22 protein-coding genes are annotated in these 19008 nt (G+C 68.8%); 10 read left to right on the top strand and 12 right to left on the bottom strand.

Annotated features, from left to right (window positions below; all coding sequences use genetic code 11):
* Positions 1 to 174: 174 nt before the first annotated feature.
* Together FB390_RS08680 and FB390_RS08675 are read left to right on the top strand one after the other, a co-directional pair.
* Complete coding sequence (locus tag FB390_RS08680) at positions 175 to 801, top strand: nucleotidyltransferase family protein (RefSeq protein ID WP_246123925.1); 627 nt, start codon at positions 175 to 177, stop codon at positions 799 to 801.
* Complete coding sequence (locus tag FB390_RS08675; protein WP_141808500.1) at positions 801 to 1841, top strand: XdhC family protein; 1041 nt, start codon at positions 801 to 803, stop codon at positions 1839 to 1841. The genes FB390_RS08680 and FB390_RS08675 overlap by 1 nt, the downstream gene beginning before the upstream one ends.
* Before the next feature lie 13 nt (positions 1842 to 1854).
* On the opposite strand, the gene FB390_RS08670 is transcribed toward FB390_RS08675, so the two are convergent.
* The 4 genes from FB390_RS08670 to FB390_RS08655 all read right to left on the bottom strand — a co-directional run bounded on the left by FB390_RS08670 (position 1855) and on the right by FB390_RS08655 (position 5391).
* Positions 1855 to 2949: an ABC transporter substrate-binding protein gene (locus FB390_RS08670; protein ID WP_141808499.1), complete on the bottom strand. Its 1095-nt coding sequence runs from the start codon at positions 2947 to 2949 to the stop codon at positions 1855 to 1857.
* Between the two features lie 68 nt (positions 2950 to 3017).
* A complete protein-coding gene (locus FB390_RS08665; RefSeq protein WP_141808498.1) occupies positions 3018 to 3815 on the bottom strand; it encodes an ABC transporter permease in 798 nt (265 codons plus the stop codon).
* Positions 3812 to 4558 (bottom strand): ABC transporter permease, encoded by a 747-nt coding sequence (locus FB390_RS08660; RefSeq protein ID WP_141808497.1) that lies wholly within the window; start codon positions 4556 to 4558, stop codon positions 3812 to 3814. The genes FB390_RS08665 and FB390_RS08660 overlap by 4 nt, the downstream gene beginning before the upstream one ends.
* A complete protein-coding gene (locus tag FB390_RS08655; RefSeq protein ID WP_141808496.1) occupies positions 4555 to 5391 on the bottom strand; it encodes an ABC transporter ATP-binding protein in 837 nt (278 codons plus the stop codon). The genes FB390_RS08660 and FB390_RS08655 overlap by 4 nt, the downstream gene beginning before the upstream one ends.
* 166 nt (positions 5392 to 5557) lie before the next feature.
* Between FB390_RS08655 and pnuC the strand changes: the two genes are divergently transcribed.
* Positions 5558 to 6292 carry a nicotinamide riboside transporter PnuC gene (gene pnuC, locus FB390_RS08650; RefSeq protein WP_141808495.1) on the top strand — a complete coding sequence of 245 codons (735 nt, stop codon included), beginning with the start codon at positions 5558 to 5560 and terminating at the stop codon, positions 6290 to 6292.
* 59 nt (positions 6293 to 6351) lie between these two features.
* Here pnuC and FB390_RS08645 read toward each other — a convergent pair whose 3' ends face one another.
* The 6 genes from FB390_RS08645 to FB390_RS08625 all read right to left on the bottom strand — a co-directional run bounded on the left by FB390_RS08645 (position 6352) and on the right by FB390_RS08625 (position 11172).
* The gene (locus tag FB390_RS08645) at positions 6352 to 7143 is read right to left on the bottom strand and encodes a DeoR/GlpR family DNA-binding transcription regulator (RefSeq protein WP_141808494.1); all 792 of its coding nucleotides are present in this window, start codon (positions 7141 to 7143) and stop codon (positions 6352 to 6354) included.
* Positions 7144 to 7266: 123 nt separating this feature from the next.
* Positions 7267 to 7920 carry a TetR/AcrR family transcriptional regulator gene (locus tag FB390_RS08640; protein WP_141808493.1) on the bottom strand — a complete coding sequence of 218 codons (654 nt, stop codon included), beginning with the start codon at positions 7918 to 7920 and terminating at the stop codon, positions 7267 to 7269.
* A 55-nt stretch (positions 7921 to 7975) separates the two neighbouring features.
* Positions 7976 to 8149, bottom strand: coding sequence for a hypothetical protein (locus FB390_RS33445; protein ID WP_185756976.1), 174 nt, complete (start codon positions 8147 to 8149; stop codon positions 7976 to 7978).
* The gene (locus FB390_RS08635) at positions 8146 to 9042 is read right to left on the bottom strand and encodes a carbohydrate ABC transporter permease (protein WP_141808492.1); all 897 of its coding nucleotides are present in this window, start codon (positions 9040 to 9042) and stop codon (positions 8146 to 8148) included. Before FB390_RS08635 ends, FB390_RS33445 begins: the two co-directional genes overlap by 4 nt.
* Positions 9039 to 9905 (bottom strand): carbohydrate ABC transporter permease, encoded by an 867-nt coding sequence (locus tag FB390_RS08630; protein ID WP_141808491.1) that lies wholly within the window; start codon positions 9903 to 9905, stop codon positions 9039 to 9041. The genes FB390_RS08635 and FB390_RS08630 overlap by 4 nt, the downstream gene beginning before the upstream one ends.
* 16 nt (positions 9906 to 9921) lie before the next feature.
* A complete protein-coding gene (locus FB390_RS08625; protein ID WP_246123924.1) occupies positions 9922 to 11172 on the bottom strand; it encodes an extracellular solute-binding protein in 1251 nt (416 codons plus the stop codon).
* A 156-nt stretch (positions 11173 to 11328) separates the two neighbouring features.
* On the opposite strand from FB390_RS08625, the gene FB390_RS08620 reads away from it, so the two are divergent.
* The 5 genes from FB390_RS08620 (at position 11329) to FB390_RS08600 (ending at position 16466) form a co-directional block, all read left to right on the top strand.
* Positions 11329 to 12240: an SIS domain-containing protein gene (locus FB390_RS08620; RefSeq protein ID WP_141808490.1), complete on the top strand. Its 912-nt coding sequence runs from the start codon at positions 11329 to 11331 to the stop codon at positions 12238 to 12240.
* 85 nt (positions 12241 to 12325) lie between these two features.
* Positions 12326 to 13420: an ROK family protein gene (locus FB390_RS08615; RefSeq protein ID WP_141808489.1), complete on the top strand. Its 1095-nt coding sequence runs from the start codon at positions 12326 to 12328 to the stop codon at positions 13418 to 13420.
* A gap of 52 nt (positions 13421 to 13472) precedes the next feature.
* Positions 13473 to 14636: an N-acetylglucosamine-6-phosphate deacetylase gene (locus FB390_RS08610; protein WP_141808488.1), complete on the top strand. Its 1164-nt coding sequence runs from the start codon at positions 13473 to 13475 to the stop codon at positions 14634 to 14636.
* Positions 14624 to 15586 (top strand): 1-phosphofructokinase, encoded by a 963-nt coding sequence (locus FB390_RS08605; RefSeq protein WP_281292302.1) that lies wholly within the window; start codon positions 14624 to 14626, stop codon positions 15584 to 15586. The genes FB390_RS08610 and FB390_RS08605 overlap by 13 nt, the downstream gene beginning before the upstream one ends.
* Positions 15587 to 15602: 16 nt before the next feature.
* On the top strand, positions 15603 to 16466 hold the full coding sequence (locus FB390_RS08600) for a class II fructose-bisphosphate aldolase (protein WP_141808486.1): 864 nt from the start codon (positions 15603 to 15605) through the stop codon (positions 16464 to 16466).
* Here the strand turns inward: FB390_RS08600 and FB390_RS08595 are convergent.
* Both FB390_RS08595 and FB390_RS08590 read right to left on the bottom strand, forming a co-directional pair.
* Positions 16442 to 16876 (bottom strand): DUF4254 domain-containing protein, encoded by a 435-nt coding sequence (locus tag FB390_RS08595; protein ID WP_141808485.1) that lies wholly within the window; start codon positions 16874 to 16876, stop codon positions 16442 to 16444. The two genes, FB390_RS08600 and FB390_RS08595, sit on opposite strands and share 25 nt — an antisense overlap.
* A 41-nt stretch (positions 16877 to 16917) precedes the next feature.
* Complete coding sequence (locus tag FB390_RS08590; RefSeq protein WP_141808484.1) at positions 16918 to 17196, bottom strand: hypothetical protein; 279 nt, start codon at positions 17194 to 17196, stop codon at positions 16918 to 16920.
* A 190-nt stretch (positions 17197 to 17386) separates the two neighbouring features.
* Between FB390_RS08590 and FB390_RS08585 the strand changes: the two genes are divergently transcribed.
* Both FB390_RS08585 and FB390_RS08580 read left to right on the top strand, forming a co-directional pair.
* Positions 17387 to 18262 carry a helix-turn-helix domain-containing protein gene (locus tag FB390_RS08585; RefSeq protein ID WP_141808483.1) on the top strand — a complete coding sequence of 292 codons (876 nt, stop codon included), beginning with the start codon at positions 17387 to 17389 and terminating at the stop codon, positions 18260 to 18262.
* Positions 18263 to 18271: 9 nt separating this feature from the next.
* Positions 18272 to 18490 (top strand): DUF397 domain-containing protein, encoded by a 219-nt coding sequence (locus tag FB390_RS08580; protein ID WP_141808482.1) that lies wholly within the window; start codon positions 18272 to 18274, stop codon positions 18488 to 18490.
* The last annotated feature ends 518 nt before the right edge of the window (positions 18491 to 19008 follow it).

Genomic DNA, 19008 nt, shown 5'->3' with positions numbered 1-19008 from the left:
GAGCCGGCGCGCCACCAGAAGGACGGAGATCACCTTCGGCGTGTCGGACGAACGTGCCCGCCGTGGCCATCCGAGCGAAGGCGACGGCTCGCCGCTCGCGGTTCACCGCACACCCCGGTTGTCCGGCACTTTCAGGTAACCCACCGGCAACGCGCGCGGTCTAGCGTGGGACACGTGGCTGCATCGGATCGCGCCGGGAACGCTCCGGTCGCCCGCACGGGTTGCGCGGGCATCGTGCTCGCCGCGGGCGCGGGCACCCGCTACGGCCGCCCCAAGGCGCTGGCCGAGGGCGGCGCCTGGCTGCGCGCCGCGGTGCGCGCCCTGCGGGACGGCGGCTGCGCGCCGGTCATCGTGGTGCTCGGCGCCACCGGACCCGCGCCGGAGACGGTCGGACTGCCCGCGGGCGCGGTGCCCGTCTGGGCGCCCGACTGGGCGACCGGGATCGGCGCCTCGCTTCGGGCGGGGCTGCGCGCGGCGGCGCGGACCCGGGCGCGAGCCGTCGCGATCATGCCGGTGGACACCCCCGACGTCGGCGCCGACGTCGTCGCGCGGGTGCTCGCGGCGGAGCGGGCGGCACCGAGCGGGCTGGCCCGCGCTGTGTTCCACGACACACCCGGTCACCCCGTTGTGATCGACCACAAGCACTGGACCTCGGTGAGCGCCGAGGCGACAGCAGATTCGGGAGCGCGTACCTATTTGTCCAGTAGAGACGATATGGTGTGCGTCACGTGCGACGATTTGGCGACGGGAAGGGATCATGACTTCCCGGCCTCGACGCACGCTGATCGGAGCGGAAACTGATGCGCGACATCGTCGATGACCTCTTGCGGGTATGGCACTCGGGCCGGATCGGTGGCCTGGCCACCGTCGTGCGGACCGTGGGTTCGGGGCGGCTGCCGGTGGGCACAGCGATGCTGGTCGACGCCAACGGCGCCGTGTACGGATCCGGACTCGGCGGCTCGGTGGAGACCGCGATGCACGAAGCCGCGGTGACCGCGGCGCGCACCGGGCAGCGCGCCATGCACCGCCTACCCGTGCCGCCCGGCGAACCAGGCATGGAGGCGGGCGGCATGATCGACGTCTTCGCCGAGCCGTTCTCCCGGCGGGACTTTCCCGAATTCCCCACTGTCGCATCCGAAATCGCCGCGCACCGGCGGGTTACGGTGTTCACCGTGGTATGGAACCCAGACCCCGATGTGATCGGCCAGCACCTGATCACCGGTCAGCGGCACAACACCGAATTGGTCGCGCTGCCCGAATCCGACGTGTTCATCTCGTCCTTCGCTCCGCCGCCGCGATTGATCATCTTCGGCGCCAACTCCTACGCCGCGGCGCTGACCGTACAGGCCAGGCTGCTCGGCTACCGCGTCACCATCTGCGATTCGCGCGAGGAGTTCGCCACGCCCGAGTCCTTCCCCGGCGCCGAAGTGGTGGTGGACTGGCCGCACCGCTACCTGAACACTCTTTCGGCCGCAGGCGAAATCGACTCCACCACAGGCATTGTCGTCCTCGCGCACGATCCGAAGTTCGAAATCCCGTTGCTCACTGTGGCTTTGCGCTTGCCGGAGCTCGGCTACCTCGGTGCGGCGGGCTCGTACTCGGCGCACGCCAGGCGCCTGGACGACCTGCGGGCGGGCGGTTTCGACGAGACGACGCTCGCGCGCCTGCACTCCCCCGCCGGCCTGGACGTCGGCGCGCGCACGGCGGCCGAAACCGCCGTGGCCATCGCCGCCGAACTGCTGGCCGCCCGATCCGGCCGGTCGGGGCGTCAGCAGTCGGGGAACGCCGAGGTGATCCACGCCGAGCAGGCGTTCGGCGCGCGGGCCACCGTCGGCTTGTGACACGGCGGGGCGCTCAGCCCTTCAGGTCGGGATTCTCCGCGTAGACCTCGCGCAACACCGAGAGGTCGAACAGCTGGTCGGCTCGGATGTCGATCTTCGCGGTGCGCAGCGCGGCGATGTTCTGTTCGATCAGGGCGTCGGTCATGGTGAGCAGACCGTTCACGGCGGTATCGGCGGAGACCACCAGGTCGTTCTGCGCGATGGCCTCCTGGGTCTGCTCGGCCAGGTCGAGCTGGAGGTCCTTGCCGTACGTCTCGACAGCGAGGCGCGCCGATTCGGCCGGTGCGGCGACCGCGTCCTTCCAGCCCCTGATCTCCGCGGTGAGGAACGCCTTGAGCTTCTCTCGCTCGTTGTCGATGGTGGACTGCTTCACCGTGAGCGTCTCCGCGACCAGCGGCAAGCCGAAATCGGCGAACAGGAAATGCGCGTTCGGAAATCCCTTGGCGGCAAGTGTGATCGGCTCGTTCGTCACGTAACTGACCCAGCCGTCCACCTCGCCGTTCGCCAGCGGCGTCGGGTCGAACTGCGCGGGCACGATGGTCACGTCGCCCGGCTTCATGCCGTTGGCGGTCAACAGCGCGGTGAAGATCAGCTGATTGGTGTCCTGCACGCCGATCTTGCGGCCCTTCATGTCCTGTGGGGAGTTGATCGGCTTCGCCGCGGAGCTGACGATCGCGAACGGGTTCTTCTGATAGGTGGTCGCGACGATCTTGGCGGGCAACCCCTCGAGGATCGCGGGCGCTGTGGTCTGCGGCGCCGAGAGGCCGAGCCACACCTTTCCGGTGTCGAGCCCGGCCTCCACCGACGTGCTCGCCGCGCCGCCCGCCAGCAGATTCACCGAGCCGAACCCGGCTTCCCGGAAATAGCCGCGGGAATCGGCGAAATACTCACCCGCGAATTCGATGTTCTTGATCCAGGACAGCTGGATCGCGACGGTGCCGAAGCGGGAGCCGTCCGGGATGGAGCCACTCGACGAGCCGCCCGCGTCGTCGCCGCAGGAGGCGAGCGCACCGACGCCGCCGAGCGCGGCCCCCGAGAGTGCCGAATAACGAAGAAAGGACCTGCGGTTCAGGTTCGCCCCGAACGAAGAGCGTTGCACGGGTGTCATGGGCTGAATTTAGGGGGATTCGGTTTCGTTTTCTTTACTTCGAGGTTCCCAATACCGAATCGCGACGATCAGTCGCGTCCGGCATCGGGGCCGAACCGGGCGAGCACCAGGTTCTCGACGACGCCCACGATCGCGTACAGCAGCACCGACACCAGCGTGACGATCACGATGGACGCCCACAGCTCGTTGTACCGGAACGTGGGAATCGCACGGATCAGACTGGCTCCGAGACCCGTTCCGCTGCCGAGCCATTCACCGATCAACGCACCGATGAGCGCGCCGGGCACCGAGATTCGCGCCGCCGCGAACACCGCGGGCAGCGCCGCGGGCGCCGCCACCATCCGCAGCGCCGTCCACCTCGAACCGCCGTACGCCGCGATGAGTTCCATCGCCTGGCGGGGCGCGCTGCGCAGTCCGGTCATGATCATCACCAGGGCCGGGAAGAGCACGACGATCGCGGCCATCACGGTCACCCCGCCCAGCCCACGGCCGAACACCAGCACGATGATCGGCGTGAGCGCCACAAGCGGCACCGAACGCAGCAGCATGGCCACCGGCATGAGCGTGTGCTCCACGGCGCGGAACGACACGAACAGGGCGGCGAGCGCGACGGCCGCCGCCATGCCGACGCCGAAGCCGAGCGCCGCGTCACGCAGCGTGATCTGGAGATTGTCGAGGATGGCCGCGCGTGCTTGCGGAGCGCCGGGCGAGGTGACCAGATAACGCCACACATCGCCGGGGGTCTTACCCACCCGCGGACCCACCTGTGGGAAGGCCGCCAGGAACGCCCACCAGATGACCAGCATCAACAGCAGCGAGGTCACCAGCGGGAACAGGAACGCGCCGAGGCGACGCAGCACGGTCATCGCGCCTCCTCCCCGGTCCACGGCATGACCAGCCGCGCCACCACCGCCACGATCGCGTAGCCGAGACCGGCCAGCGCCGCGGCGGCCAGCGCCATTCCCCAGGTGCGCGGCACGTTGTAGGCGGTCTGCGCGGCGGTCAGCGCGACGCCGATCCCGCTGTCCACGCCGCCCAGATACTCCCCGATGATGGCGCCGAGCACGGCCGAGGGCGCGGCGATCTTCAACGCCGCGAAGGTATTCGGGAGCGCGGCGATCAGCTGAACCCGGTAGAGCCGTTGCCAGCGCCCGCCCCCGTAGGCGCGCACGAGCTCCAGGCTCGCCCGATCGGCCGAGCGCAGACCGGCGAGGGCGCCGACCATCGTGGTGAAGAAGCAGTACATCGCGGCGAGGAACACCGTCGGCGTGCGTCCGCCGAAGACGACCAGAATGATCGGGCCGAGCGCGAGCAGCGGCGTGCAGTAGGACAGGATCGCCAGCTGGGTGGCCAGCGATTCGAATTGCGGGATCAGCGCCACCGTGACGGCGAGGCCGATGGCCAGCGCGTTGCCCCAGAGGAATCCCTTCAGCGCGCCGATCGCGGTGATCTCGAAGTTCGGGCCGTACAGCTGCCAGCCGTCGGTGTACATCGTGTGCACAACCCGCCACGGACTCGGGATGGTGCCGCCCGCGAGGTCGAGCGCCGCGGCGAGCCACCACACCCCGACGAGGCCGAGGATGCCGAGCAATCCGCCGAGCCGCTTCACGACACACCGCCCGCATCGGGGGCACGGTCGCCGTGTTCGAAGGCGACGCCGCCCGCACCGGTCTTGCCGAACAGCAGTTCGGAGAGATAGTCGGACAACTTGTGGAACTCCGGGGTGCGCATCATCTCCGGCAGGCGCGGCCGCGGCAGATCGATCTCCACCAGTTCGAGCACCCGGCCAGGGCGCGGGCTCATCACCGCCACCACGTCGGAGAGGAAGACCGCCTCGGCGATGCCGTGCGTGACCATCAACGTGGTCGCGGGTTTCTCCGTCCAGATCCGGAGTAGCTCCAAGTTGAGCTTCTGCCTGGTCATGTCGTCCAGCGCGCCGAAGGGCTCGTCGAGCAGCAGCACGGTCGGCTGCACGACCAGCGCACGCGCGATGGACACGCGCTGCCGCATGCCGCCGGACAACTGCGCGGGTTTGGCCTTCTCGAATCCCTCCAATCCCACCAGCGCGACGAGGTCGGCGATCTGCGCGGGATCCGGTTTCAGACCGGCCACCTGCAACGGCAGCTCGATATTGGATTCGACCGAGCGCCAAGGCAGCAGCGCCGCGTCCTGGAAAGCGATGCCGAGTTCGTGACGCCCCCGCAGCTGCGCGGGCGTCAGGCCGTCGATCAGCGCGGTGCCCGTGGTCGGGTCCTCCAATCCGGCCAGAATCCGCAGCACGGTGGACTTTCCGCAGCCGGAAGGACCGAGGAGCGACAGGAACGCACCCTGCTCGGTATGCAGATCCACGCCGTCCAAGGCGTGCACCGTGCGCCGACCGGCACGGAAGGACTTGCTCAGCCCGCTGATGTGGATACCGGTCCCCCCGGCGTGCTCGCTCATTCGGTCACCATAGAAGGGCCCGATTGCACCGATATTGCGATTCGCGTGGCCAGATTGCGCAATCGTTACGCGCCGAGGGTATTTCGCGGCCAGGTGCGGCGAACCGGTCGCCGACCGCACACCACGGACCTTTCGCATCACGCCGAGCGAAACTCGCTCCTCGCGGATGAGATCGCGCACCGCCCTGGTTGCACACCAGGTGGACCCGCTCAGCACCCTGCTCGACGCCGAACTGCACATCGCGGGCTCGGCGATCCTCTGGCGCGAGATCATCGGCAACGGGTTCGGCCTGGCCGCCGCCGTGGGCGGCATGCGGCGGCGGGTGTGGGCGTGGCCGGTGGGCATCGCGGGCAACGCGCTGCTGTTCACCGTGTTCGTCGGCGGCATCTTCAACACACCGCAGCAGCTGAACATGGCCGGGCAGGCCGGGCGGCAGCTCATGTTCATCGCGGTGAGTGTGTTCGGGTGGTGGCAGTGGCATCGGCACGCCCGCCTCGATACCGGGCTCGAGCACCGCGGCGTCGTCCCGCGCTGGGCCACCACCCGCGAACGCTGGCTACTGGTCGCCGCCATGCTCCTCGGCACGGCCGGTTTCGCCCAGCTGTTCGCCTGGATCGGCTCCTACGGCCCGTGGGCGGAGGCCTGGATCTTCACCGGCTCGGTACTCGCCACCTACGGCATGGCCCGCGGCCTGGCCGAGTTCTGGTTGATCTGGATCGCCGTCGACATCGTCGGCGTCCCGCTCCTGCTGAAAGCGGGCTACTACCCATCGGCCACCCTGTACCTGATCTACGCGGGCTTCGTCGCCTGGGGTTTCGCCGTCTGGGTCCGCACCATGCGCACCGAATCGAGAGACGCCACCTCCGTGCCGGTGACAGCCGGGCGCGGCGCGGCCGACTGATCACATTGGACGCCGCCGGAAGCAACCCCGCATGCCGGGCCTCGATTTCAGGAAGGGGCCTACACCAGGTCCACGCGGACGCCCGCGGAGCGGATGGCGGTGACGGCGGAGGCGTCGGCGCTGGTGTCGGTGACGAGGACGTGCACCTGGTCGATGCCGCAGATGCGCGCAAGGGCGGAGCGTTCGAGTTTGTCGGAGGTGGCGACCACCATGACGTGGCCGGAGCGGCGCACCATCTCGGTGGTCACGCCCGCCTCGTCGATGTGCCTGCACTGCGCGCCACCCTCGGCGGAGATCGCGTTCACGCCGAGAATCAATGTGTCCAAGCGCAATTCGGTCAGGGCGCGCTCGGCGAGCGGGCCGTGCAGTTCGTAGGACTCCCGGCGCGCCACCCCGCCGAGACAGATGGTGCGCAGGTGCGGGCGCAGCACCATCTCGGCCGCGATGTTGAGCGCGTTGGTGACGATGGTGAGCTGGTCGTCACCGGAATTGGCCAGATCCGTGCGGCCGGCGAGCGCGCGCGCCACCGCCGTGGTGGTGGTGCCGCCGTTCATGCCGACCACCGCGGTCGGGTCGACCAGCGCGGCGGCGTGCTCGGCGATGCGCTGTTTGGCCTCGCCGCCGGTCTGCCGGTAGCGGGCGGGCAGGTCGTAGGCGACCGTCGTCGCAACGACGCCGCCGTGGGTCCGGGTGGCCAGCTGCTGTTCGGCCAGCGCGGTGAAATCGCGGCGCACGGTCGCCGGCGACACCTGAAGCCGCTCGGCGGCCTCCTCCACGGACAGCCGCCCCGATTCCGCGAGCAGCTCGAGCAGCCGGTTCCACCGCTGCGGACGATCCGTCGGTCCGGTCATCTCACACCGCCCCGACCCGGACGACGTGCCGTTTCTGCATGCACGCGAACAATCTGACCACAGCCACGATGCCAAACCGTAGAGATTCCACGCGCCGGTTGCCAACGTGCACCGCGCGGTGACTCACTGCGCGGCGAGCCCGGAATTGACCACGTAGGCGATTTCCTCGCAGATGTCGTCCAGCGAGATCCGCGCGTCCGGCTGGGTGGTCTGCACCAGTTCCTGCGCCAACGAGTTCACCGCGCCGATCACCGCGAGCGCGAACAGGTCGAAGCGCCGTGGTTTGGTCTCACCACGCTCGACGGCGCGCTCGGCCTCGGCGATCAGCATCGAGGAGATGCGCCCGCGCTGTTTCCTGCGCCATTCCTCCACCGCTTCGCTGACGCCGACCACTTCGACGTAGCAGACCCGCGCGGTCCGCCGGTCGGCGCAGGTCACCTCGAGGTAGGCGCGGAAACCGGCGGCCACCCGGCTCGACAGCGGCTCGTTCGCGGTGCGCGCCAGCGCTTCCGCAGCACGGGCGACAGCCTGCGTGGTGACCCGATCCACCAGGGCGATCAGCAGCGCCTCGCGGCTGCCGACATCCTCGTAGAAGCTGCGTGTGGAGACGTTCGCGAGGGTGCACAGACGCTCGATGGAGGTGGTGGCGTACCCCTGGGTGCCGAACAATTCCAGGGCCGAGTCGATCAACCTGGTCCGCCGCTGCGCCACCCGCTGCTCCTTGGACAGTCCCGCGTAATTGCGACCGTCCTTGGGAGCGCCGTCCTGCCGTGCCACCAATCGATGCTACCGCCGAAGAGGGCCGCCGGCGGGGCGCGCGAGGCGGCCGGAGTCAGTGGGCGGCGAAGAACTGCCAGATGGTCTCCGCCGCGTCGAACTGGCGGCCGACGGGGCCGACCAGCACCTCGGGTAGACGCGCGTGGCCTCCGGGCCAAGTGTGTCCGCCGTTGGTCACCGCGTAGCGGACGACATCGACATCACTTGGGCAGGAGGCGGTTTCGATCACTTCACGCTGCCCGCGGTCAATCCCGCGACCAAGCGCTTCTCGATGAGCGCGAACAGGATCACCACCGGCACGATGCCGACGGTGGAGATCGCGAACACGTACTGCCAAGCCGTGTCGTACTGGCCGACGAACTTGGTCAGCGCCACCGAGAGCGGCTGATTCTCCGGCGTGGTCAGCACCACCAGGCTGGCCGCGAACTCGTTCCAGCACGCGACGATCGTGAAGATGGTGGCGGTGACGATGCCCGGCCAGACCAGCGGCAGACTGACCTTGGTCAGGATCTGCCAGCGGTTCAGCCCGTCGAGCTGGGCCGCCTCCTCGATCTCCACCGGGATCGCGGCGAAGAAGCTGTGCAGGATCCACACCGCGAACGACAGGTTGAACGCGGCGTTCACCAGGATCATGGCCAGCCAGGTGTCGTTGATGCCCAGCGCGAAGAACTGCCGGATCAGGCCGGTCACCAGCACCGTGGGCTGCAACATCTGCGTGATCAACACCAGACCCAGGAACGCCGCGCGACCCGGAAAGCGGTGTCGCGCCGTGTGATACGCGGCCGGGATCGCGACGAGCAGCACGAGCACCGTGGCGCTCACGGCGATGACGACGGTGCTGACCATGTTGAACGGCAGCGGCGTCTCGGGGGTGTCCCACATCGTCGCGTAGTTGTCCGGATGCCACGTCTGCGGCAGGTAGGTCGGTGGGATACGCAAGATCTCGGCCCGGCTCTTCAGCGAGCCGAGCACCATCACGACGAACGGCGTCAGGAAGATCAGCGCGATCACGACGCCGATCGCCGTCAGCTCCCAGCGGCGGCGCTTCGCCCGGACGGGCGCTTCTTCGGTTGTGGCGGTGGGCTTTTCGTCCAGCACGCGGACCTCGGTCTCGGCGGTCATGCGTCCACCTGCCGCGTCGGCCGGACCAGTTTCACGTAGATCGCGATGATCACCACGATCAGCGCGAAGTTCAGCACGCTCATCGCGGCGGCGGTGTCGATCTGCTGGTTCTGCCGGATGAGCTTGAACGTCAGCGTCGTCGTGGTGTCCGCGGAGAAGCCCGCGATGCTGCCCGTGATCACCTGCAGGATCGGCAGCGAGTTGAACACGTTGATGATGTTGATGACGGTCGCGACGGCGATGGCCGGGCGCAACTGCGGCAGCGTGAGGTAGCGGTAGCGCTGCCACGGACCGGCGCCGTCGACTCGGCCCGCCTCCTCGATCTCGGCCGGAATCGATTGCAGCCCGGCAAGAATCGTGTAGGTGGTGAACGGTATCGAGACGAACACCGCGACGCCGATCGCCACCAGGAAGGCCTGCGTCGGCTGCTTGGTGAACCCGTAACCGCGATCCAGCAGCCCGATGTCGACGAGGAACCGGTTGGCGATGCCGACGTCTGGATCGAGCATGTAGTAGAAGATCGTCGTCGTCATCACCACCGAGGCGGCCCACGGCACCAGGATCGCCATCCGCACGGCGGTGCGCCCGGGAAAGTCCTTGTTCAGGAACTGGGCGAGCCCGGCCGAGAGCACCAGGGTGATCAGCACGACGCTGACCACCCAGACCACCGTGTGCGCGAGCACCGTGCCGAGTTCACCGATGTCGAACAGGGCGCGGAAGTTCGCCAGCCCGGCGGGCCCACGGTCCTGACCGTAGGCGCTGAGGTCCCTCGTGCTCGTCCACAGCATGTAGCCGACCGGGAACGCGACGATCGCCACGATCAGCAGCAGGGCGGGCCCGAGCCACGGGACCGCCCTCAGCATCGCATTGCGCCGCACGCTACTTCGCGGCTTCCTGAATGCGGGCCAGCACCTGTGCCGGGTCCGCGCCCTGCGCGATGGTGCCCATCTGCTGCCGGATGGCGCCCTGCGCGGCCGCCCATTTCGGGTTGTTGCTCGGGTAGAACTTGGCCACCGGAAGCGTCGCTGCGAACGCCTTGGTGACCGGATCCTGCGCCAGCTCGGCCGCGCCGCTCTGGGTGATCGGGATGAAGCCCTCGTGCTTCACGAAGTTCGCGTAGACGCTCGCGGAGTAGAAGTGGTCGAGGAACTTCTTGATCGTCTCGGTCTTCCTGCCGTCCTTCTTGAATGCCATCAGGTGATCGGCGACGCCGAGGGTCACCGGCTGGCCGGACTTGGTCGGCGACGGCGCGGTCGCGTACTTCAGCTCGGGATTCTTGGCGGCGATCTGGCCGATGGTGGGCGGCAGGCCCTCGATCATGCCGACCTTGCCCTGGATGAAGGCGTTGATCACGTCCTTGCGGTCGGTCGCGCCCGGATTCGGTTGCGTCGCATTGGCATCGATGAGAGTGCGCATCGCCCGGACACCCTCCAGGTTGGCGGGAGTGTCGACGGTGATATCGCCGCCGTTGGACCAGTCGCCGCCTGCGCCGAAGGTCCAGATCGAGGTCTCGCCCTGCGCCTCCTCGCTGCCGAGCGGCAGACCGTAACCCGAGACGCCATCGCCGAGCGCCTGGATCTTCGCTGCGGCCTCGGTCAGCTCGGACCAGGTCTTGGGCGGCGCGGCGACGCCGGCGCGCGCGAACAGGTCGGTGTTGTAGAACAGCGTGCGGGTGGAGGCGAACAGCGGTAGCGCGTACTGGGTTCCGTCGAGCGAGGCGTTCTTCGCGAAGCCGGGCTGGATGTCCGCGAGCACCTGCGGAGAGACGACTTCGGCTGCGGGGTAGAGCATTCCGTCACCCGCGAAGCTGGCGTAGGCGTCGATGTTCAGGATGTCGGGCGTGGTGGAGGGTGACTGGAGTTTGGTCCGCACCACGTCGTTGATCGAGTTCCATGATTCCAGCTGGAGATTCACCTTCAGGCCGGGATTCTGTCGCTCGAAATCGGCGATGATCCCGTCCCAGAGCGCCTTGGTTCCGGTGGCGCCGTCGCTGTAGACCGGGGCCAGGAAGTTGATCGTGGTGTCGGAGTCGGCGGAATCGTTGGAGCCGAAGCCGCACGAGGCGACCGCGACGGCGAGGCCGGTGGCCAGCGCGGCGCCCGTGAGCAGGCGGTGGAGTGGTCGTTTCACGAAGCGAACCTTTCGAATCTGCACCCCCGGCGCCTACCGACCGCCGATGATGAAGCAAAACGTGTCGACCGGTTGAATCTAGCGCGAACCGTGATCGAACATGACCGTTTTGATCAGATATTTGACACGAACGATCATCGGGGCGATTCTGTTCTCGTGCCGCCCGCTGACCACGCCACCGCATCCCACCTGGCCGCCGAGGTTGCCACCCAGCCCGACGACTGGGCACGCGCCGCAACGATCGCCGCCGACCACCAGGCCCTGCTCCCGCAGCCGGGCGAACGACTCGCCGTGATCGGCTGCGGCACTTCACTGTTCATGTCGCGCGCCATCGCCGCGCTACGCGAGGATGCGGGCCAGGGCCTGACCGACGCGTGGCCGGCCAGTCAGGTGCGCGGCGGCCGCGACTACGACCGCTACCTGGTCATCTGCCGATCGGGCACCACCACCGAAGTGGTCTCGGCGATGCGCGAGATCCCGTCGCACATCCCGCGCACGGTGATCTGCAGCAGTCCCGGCACCCCGGTGCTGGAGCTGGGCGATCCCATCCTCATCGATGAGGTCGACGAAGAATCTGTCGTGCAGACCCGTTTCGCCACTACCACGCTCGCGATACTGCGCTGGCATCTCGGCGAGGACCTCGGCCCCGCCGTCGAACAGGCGCGCGCCGTCCTGGCCGAAGATCCCGCCGAATCGCTGGCCGGGGTGCGCTGGGCGGAGCAGATCACGTTCGTGGGCATGGGTTTCGCGGGCGCGCTGGCCGAGGAGGCCGGGCTCAAGCTGCGCGAGTCCTGCCAGTCCTGGGCCGAGTCGTATCTCGCGACGGAATACCGGCACGGCCCGATCAGCATCGCCGCTCCCGGTCGCGCGGTCTGGGCGCTCGGGCCGCTGATCCCGGATTTCGCCGCCGACGTCGCCGCCACAGGGGCCCACCTAGAACACCGTGACATCGATCCGATGGCGGAACTGGTCCGCGTGCACCGCCTCTGCGTCGCGCGCGCCGCCGACCTCGGCCTCGACCCCGACCATCCGCGCAGCCTGAACCGCTCGGTTGTCCTGGACCAGTGACCGGTACGCCGCCGTGTCCACGCCCCCGCCCCGCATTCCGGAGCCGCCGACGACAAGGTTGCTGAGAGTAACTACGCTCCCGGAGATGGACAGGCATCGCGTCGGCGGCAGCGCACCCGCGCCTGCGCTCGGCGCGGACAGCCGCGAGCCGGGCGGACGCGCGGCCGGTTCTGATGCGCCAGGTTCGAATGCGTCGACGCTGGGCACCGAGGCGTCGCCAGCAGGCTCCGACGCACCGACGCCGAGCACTCCGGCGACGATCTTGGACGCGAATGCGCTCACGCTGGGTTTGGACGTCGGTGGTACCACCATCAAAGGCGAGATCGCCGACGCCTCCGGCGCGATCCTCGCGGCGGGCACGGTGCCGACCCCGCGCGGTGAGACGGCGTTCGCGGCGATGGGCGATCTCGGCGACAGCTTGCTCGCCGAATTGCCTGCGGATCGGCGCGACCGGCTCGGCCGGGCCGCGGTCCTCCTGCCCGGCATCGTCGACACCACGCGATCGATCGCCGTCTTCAGCGGCAACGTCGGCTGGCGCGACGTGCACGTCGGCGATCGCTTCACCCGGCGCTGGGGCGTGCCGGTGTTGATCGAACACGATGTGGCCGTCGCGGGTTGGGCCGAATGGCGTTTCGGCGCGGGGCGCGATCACGGCGACGTTCTGGTGATCGTGCTCGGCACCGGCGTCAGCGGCACGCTCTCCGTCGGCGGCCGGTTGGTGCGCAGCGCCTTCGGGCAGGCGGGCGAATACGGCCACATCCCCGTGCGGCCCGCCGACGGATTGCCCTGTCCCTGCGGAAATGTCGGCTGCGTGGAGACTCTCGCCTCCGCCGCGGCCATCGCACGCAACTACGCTCGTTCGTCCGGTCGTGAAGTAAGCGGGGCGGCACGGGTTTTCGGACGGCTGCCGGACGATCCCCACGCCGTGCGGGTGGTGGACGATGCCGTCGCCGCGCTCGCGGACGGACTGCTCGGCATCATCCACGCGGCCTGCCCCGAACTCGTCGTGCTCGGCGGCGGGTTGGCCGGTGCGGGCGCCGCGCTCAGCGAACGATTGCAGGCGGCATTGGAGCAGCGTCTCCGCGTGGTGCCGGTGCCGAAGGTGGTGCTCGGCGAATTCGGCGCACGCGCCGGGCTCGCCGGCGCCACGCTCTTCGCCAGGCACGGAGCACTGACGTGAGCGCGCGGCGGAGTCCATCGCGGAGCGGTCCGCCCCAACGAACGGAGGCTCGATGACCGGCACCTCCAACGGCCTCGAGATTCGCGGCCGAATCATCTCGGCCTCGTTCGACCTGAACGACGGCGTCGTAACCGTGCAAGGCGACCGGATCGTCGCGGTCCGGCCGATGGCCGAATGGCTTGCCTTCCATCCGGATTCGGCCCCACCGAAGTTCTCCGGCCTGATCGTCCCCGGCCTGGTGGACATCCACAACCACGGCGGCTTCGGCCACCGCTTCGACACCGTCGACGCGGACGAAGCGCGCGCGGCCGCCGGATTCCACCACTCGCGCGGATCGACGACGGTGCTCGCCAGCGTGGTCACCGGCCCCGCGGCCGACATGGTCGCCCAGATCGCGACACTGCGCGGCCTCGCCGCCGACGGCACGATCGGCGGAATCCACGCCGAGGGACCGTTTCTCGCGATCGCCCGCTGTGGCGCCCAGGACGCGCGCTACCTGCGCGACCCGGACCCGGCACTGACCGACGAGATGCTTGCCGCCGCCGACGGACACCTGCGCGTCTGCACCATCGCGCCGGAGCTGCCCGGCTACGACGCGGTCGCGCGGCTCCTCACCGACAACGACGTGGTGATCTCACTCGGCCACAGCGACACCGATTTCGCGCGCTTCCAGCAGGCACTCGCGCCGACTGGATCGGCGCGCCTGGTGACCCACCTGGCCAACGGTATGCCGCCGCTGCACCACCGCAACGCGGGACCGATCGCCGCGGCGCTGACGGCCGCCGCCCACGCCCACGCGGTGGTCGAGCTGATCGGCGACGGGGTGCACGTCGACGCGGGTTTCGGCGCAATGGTTTTCGCGGCCGCGCCACGACAGGTCGCGCTGATCACCGACGCCATGCAGGCCGCGGGCATGCCCGACGGCGAGTATCAGCTGGGGCCGCAAGCCGTCCGGGTGATCGACGGTGTGGCCCGAGTGGCCAACAGGTCGATCGCGGGCGGTACTTCGACTCTGGCGCAATGCCTTTCCTGGGCGGTCCGGGATTGCGGCGTGCCGCTGCCCGACGCGGTGCGCGCCGCGACCGCCGTACCAGCCGCCGCCGCCGGACTGTCCGACGTGGGCGATCTCCGGACCGACCAGTACGCCGACCTGCTGATTGTCGATGACGACCTACAGTTGCGCCGGGTGCTCAGACGTGGACAGTGGTTGACGTGATCCTCACTGTGACAATGAATCCCGCTTACGACATGACCTATCGTGTCGAGCGTTTCGAGCGGGGACAGGCGCACCGCGTCCGCTCCGTCGAGCAGCGCATCGGCGGCAAGGGCATCAACGTGACGCGGGTGCTGAACCAGCTCGGCAAGTACGCGAGGGCGACCGGTTTCTCCGATCACGCCTTCGCGGCGGCCGCCGAGCTGGAGATGCCGGTCGACTTCGTGCACGCGCTGCCATGGGTCCGGCGGACGGTGGTGATCAGCGAGTCCCGCGACGGCACCGCCACCGCGCTGTGGGAACCCGGCGCTCGCGTCTCGAATCCGCATGCCGCCGAGCAGCTCGCCATCCGGGTCTCCGGCCTGCTACCCGATATCAACGGCCTCGTCGTCTCTGGATCGCTACCGGGCGGGATAGATCCCGGCCTACCCGCCGAGCTCGCCCGATCGGCGGTCGCCGCGGGGGTGCCGACCATCTGCGACGTCGATGGCGAGGCGCTGCGGCTGGCGGCGGAGGTCCCCGGAGTGATACTGATGCCCAATACCGGGGAGCTGGAGTGCCTTTCCGGTCGCACGCCGAGTACGCCGGAGGAGGTGGTTGCGGCCGCCCGCCCGCTGATCGATCGCGGCGTGCGAGCCGTCGTTGCCACCCGCGGCGCCAAGGGCATGATCGCGGTGACGGCCGACGGCGCGTGGGTCGCGACGCTGCCTGAGCCGCTGGCCGGAAACCCCACCGGCGCAGGCGATTCCGCGGCAGCGGCCGTGATCGCGGCGCTGTCAACCCGCGCCGAACCCGACTGGGCGGCCATCCTCACCGACGCCGTGGCCACCGCGGCGGCGGCCGTCGTCATCCCGGTGGCCGGGGAGATCGACCGCTGCCTGCGCACCCGGCTCGCACCGACCGTCCGGATCGACAAGCTCGCCGCCCCGGAATCCGAAGAGACCACGCCATGACCGCGGAGACCCACCCATGCCGCTGACCCCTGTACCGGATTTGATCGCGGCCGCGAGACCCGGCGGCCTCGGCGCGTTCAACGTGATCACGCTGGAACACGCCGAGGCCATCGCCGCTGCCGCCGAGGACGCGAAACGTCCAGTGGTCATGCAGATTTCGGAGAACACCGTCCGCTATCACGGCTCCCTGGCTCCGCTCGGTCTGGCGTGCTTACGGATCGCCGCGGACAGCTCCGCGTCCATCGCGGTGCACTTGGATCACGCCACTTCCGTCGAACTCGTCACGGCCGCTGTCGAACTCGGCGTCGGATCGGTCATGTTCGACGCGTCCACGCTCGACTACGCCGCGAACGTGGCCGCCACCGCCGAGGTCGCGCGCCGGTGCCGTGAGCGCGGCGTGTTCGTCGAAGCCGAACTCGGCGAGATCGGCGGCAAGGACGGCGCGCACGCTCCCGGCGTCCGCACCGATCCGGACGAGGCCGTCGAATTCGTCGCCGCGACGGGCGTCGACGCACTGGCCGTCGCGGTCGGTTCCGCCCACGCCATGCACGCCCGCACCGCCGAACTCGACCTCGAACTGATCGCCAAGCTGGCCGCGAAAGTCCCTGTGCCGCTGGTTCTGCACGGCTCCTCCGGGGTGCCGGACGACGGCCTGCGCGCCGCTGTCGAGCACGGCATGACGAAGGTCAACATCGCGACCCGGCTCAATGTGCTGATGACCGAGGCGGTCCGGTCCGCCGTCACCCGCGACGCCGAACTGTCCGACCCGCGCAAGTACCTCGCGCCGGGCCGCGCCGCCGTTCGCGCCGAGGTAGAGCACTTCCTCCGCCTGCTCGCCAACCGACCATACGGCCCTCACCGGCACGGGCCGCCGAGGTAGGGCAGCCGACGAATACCCGCCGACACCTCGAGCGCCAAATCTTGGTAGCCGAGCGCCAATTCGGCGAGCCGTTCCCAGTCGTCGTGCACGATCCAATCCGGTTCCGACACCAGCGAGGCGAAGGCGCGGGCGGAGAACTGGGCGAGGCGATCGATCACCATGCCGACGGATTCGGTGTGCATGTGCGCGCCGCCGTGCGCGGGCGGCAGCTCGGTGGCGACCCAGCGATCGATGCCGAGCACCAGGTGCACTCGGCTCTGATCGATGTCCCCGGTCGCGTCGGCCTCGGTGCGCAGTCGCCGCACGTGCAGCTCCCCGAGTGTGTGGGCGGATTGCAAAACCGGATGTTCCTCGCTCGGCTTGGCGCGAAACGCCTTGAGCACTTGCTTTTTCGATGGCAGTGGTTCCACCGCGCATTCCCCTGTTCGAATCGTGGTGCAGGACGACGCTCTTACCGGGCGAACCGCCCGGAGCGCGGTAACGCTTTCTCCCAAGGCCTTTCGTTGACCGCGAGGCCGATGGCCTCCAACGCGGTGAGACCGACCCGTGACGCCAGGTCGTCCATCAAGGCGACCGTGTCCGCCGCCTGCATCGCGGCGACTGCTTGCTCGGTGGTGAACATCCGGCCGCGTAGATAGGACACCACCCAGGTGTCGTCACTGACCCGCCGCGCCTGATGCGGCGTCCGGTCTCCGACCATCCAGCACTTACCCACAACATGCACAGACATCCACCCCTCGATCCCGCCGGGCGGGACCGGCCGGAGCACACCCGCGATGTGACATGAGACACAAGGAGGCTAGGTGAGCGTCACTCTGTACGTCAAGTTGACAAAATGAAACGGCGTCGTGCGAGCCGATCACCGCGGGGAGTACGGTCATCTCCACGCATCGCTAGAGCTGGAAGGACACCATCCAACGATGGCACCACTCTCGCCGACGGTCGCGCGTCGGGAACTGATGCTCCGCATCGGGCGGAGGCGTAAGCAGAACGACGTCAGCGTGTCCGCGATCGCCAAGGAGCTCGGCTTCTCCATCTCCTATTGGTCGAAAGTGGAGAAGGAACGCGTCCTAGCCGAATCCAAACTCGACGAGCTGATGAAGCTACTCGACTTCGACGCGGCCGAACGTGAAGAGCTGCACGAACTTCGCGACATCGCCAGGCAGCGCGGGTGGTGGACGAGCTACTCCGGCCTGCTGTCTGACGAGATCAGCCGCCTGTACGGTCTCGAACACGGCGCCGACAGCGTGCGCACCTACGAAAGCATCCTGATCCCCGGCCTTTTGCAGACCGCCGACTACGCCCGCGCGCTGATCGCCAACGATCGCGCGCGGATCCGTCAGGTCGAGATCGAACGGCTGGTGGAGATCCGGCTGCGCCGCCAGCAGCGGCTCCAGGGCCCAGATCCGTTGCGCGTCACCGCGATCGTCAACGAGGCCGCGCTGACCCAGCAGATCGGCGGTCCGGAGGTCATGTTCGATCAGGTTCGCCATCTGGCGACGCTGCTCGAGGAGCACATGGACACCATCGACTTGCGGATCATTCCGTTCGAGGCGACCGGTGGCGGCTTGCTCGGCGGCGCGACGTTCCATCTGCTCGGCTTCGACAAGTCGGTGCCGCCGGATGTCGCGTGGACCGAGACGCTGGTCCACCACGGCGTCATCGAGGACACCGAGCCGGTGCGGCATCTCGACACGTTGTTCGCGAACGCCATGGCCGAACAAGCGCTTTCGCGCGAGGAATCGTTTGCGGCGCTGAAGCGCAAGATGTCCGGCGCATCCGGCGGGGCGCGGTAGCATCACGCTATGAGCAGCGTGTCGTCAGCCGAGACGGGCTGGTTCAAGTCGTCGTATTCCAGCGATTCGGTGGCCTGCGTGCAGGTCAAGTTCGAACCGGGGCGGGTGCTTGTCCGGGATACCAAGTACCGGGGCGAGGCGAGCGCCCGGCCGATGCTCGCCTGCTCGCCCGCCGAGTGGGCGGCGCTCACCGCGGGCATTCGCGCGGGCGAATTCGACAGGGACTGAATGCTTGTCGGCGCGGGCTCCATTCGGCGTGGATGCTGTTCGGCGTGAGCCCCGTTCGGCGCGGATCGTGATCGGTGGGTGCGCTGTTCGGGGCGGGTCCTCATCGGCGTCGGCGCATTCACAGCCGACTCCCAGTGGTCGCCCTCCCTAGCAGGTGCTCTTGTGCGGAGGTGGCGCACGAGCAGCCCCTGTCTTTCCGTTGGCGGTGCTGGTTCGGAGAGCCCGAGCCATGAAACGCTCACCTGCTCCCGTCACGGCGGTTCTCGAGCGGGCAGGCTCAGGATCGACACCGTCGATGAAGGGAAGGTCCCGCGGCGCTCCACGCGGACGGCTCCACTTCCCTTTCCCGACCCGGTGGCTCACTGCCCTGACCACCACCCGCCGGGCCGGCGGCACCGATCCCTCGCAGCGCGCCGCCGGCCCGCTCCACCTCCCCGGCAGGTAGACCTGTGCGGAGACGGCGCACGAGCAGCCACTGTCTTCCGGTTGGCGGTACCGATGCGGAGAGCCCAAGCCAT

It is taken from the genome of Nocardia bhagyanarayanae, from assembly GCF_006716565.1.
In the GTDB taxonomy this organism is placed as follows: Bacteria; Actinomycetota; Actinomycetes; order Mycobacteriales; family Mycobacteriaceae; genus Nocardia; species Nocardia bhagyanarayanae.
The sequence above is the reverse complement of the archived record's forward strand: the minus strand, read 5'-3'. Positions and strand labels throughout refer to the sequence as shown.